We start from the raw sequence: 901 nt of genomic DNA, 5'->3' as shown, positions 1-901 counted from the left end.
AATGGATCGCAGGTCACATATGAGTAACGCCCGAGCAACTCATGCGTTGCTGCGCTATCGAGAAACGAGAGGTGCGGTCGATGCGCGAGACGTTGCACCGCTTTGATAGGCTCAATCCACTGTAGTTCACGGACGTGCATCGCCTATGAGTCACCGCTGACTGGCGTGCTGTTAGACACGCTTCGATTATGATCCCGACCACAACGAGAGCGACGCTGGTCGGAGCGCCGCAAGCTCTCGAGATTGACTGTCAGACTAAGCCCCGTCGGGGGATACGATGCGCGGACTAAGTTGGACTCCGCCTGCCGCTGAGACGAAACGCGCATCTGTTGATACGTCATAGTCGGCCGCGAGGCGCAGCTCGCGCAGTGGTCGTGCTCGCCTGATCGATTCCTGGTAGAGCTCATGCGCTTTGTAGGCTGCGAGTTCCGTCTCGTTGTCGAACTCACCATAGACTACGACGTCGATATCGTTGCCGAACTGGTCGGCCTTGCGATTGCGAGCAATCTCGAGCCGCCGGGCATGCGAGATCCTGGTGAGAAGCGATAGGCCTTCGATCATTTGGTCGATATGGGCCTTATCTTTGGCCGTAAACAAGACAATGTGACGGATCATGGATGGCCATAGGTTAAATCGCGAGTAGGTCGCATAACTATCTTGGAATCGAGCCCGCTGCAACGCTGGCGCCACATGCCGCCTCGCGCGGCAAACAGACAGGATTTGACACTCTTGCGATGGCCCGCGGTCTGAAGCGGAGCCCGCCAATCTCATTCTGGTCAGGACGCGGGAAGGGCAAGGCGCTCAATGGTTTGAATGTGGCGTGCGAGCAGATTGCAGGCTTGATCGACGTTGCGCGCTCGCAGTGCCTGCAGAATCAGGCGGTGATCCTGATTGGATCGCG

The 901-nt window shown here is 57.6% G+C and carries 2 protein-coding genes and 1 pseudogene; all 3 read right to left on the bottom strand.

Annotated elements, in window-relative coordinates; translation table 11 throughout:
• A pseudogene (locus IVB13_RS09495) lies at window positions 1-140 on the bottom strand (aminodeoxychorismate synthase, component I); the annotation flags it as partial.
• Between the two features lie 115 nt (window positions 141-255).
• Window positions 256-615 (bottom strand): Dabb family protein, encoded by a 360-nt coding sequence (locus tag IVB13_RS09490; protein ID WP_247488589.1) that lies wholly within the window; start codon window positions 613-615, stop codon window positions 256-258.
• Window positions 616-776: 161 nt separating this feature from the next.
• A partial coding sequence (locus tag IVB13_RS09485; protein WP_247488591.1) for an FCD domain-containing protein occupies window positions 777-901 on the bottom strand: 125 nt, incomplete at its 5' end.

It is taken from the genome of Bradyrhizobium sp. 17 (assembly GCF_023073515.1).
Classification (GTDB): domain Bacteria; phylum Pseudomonadota; class Alphaproteobacteria; order Rhizobiales; family Xanthobacteraceae; genus Bradyrhizobium; species Bradyrhizobium canariense_D.
This window is presented reverse-complemented; position numbering and strand designations above follow the sequence as displayed.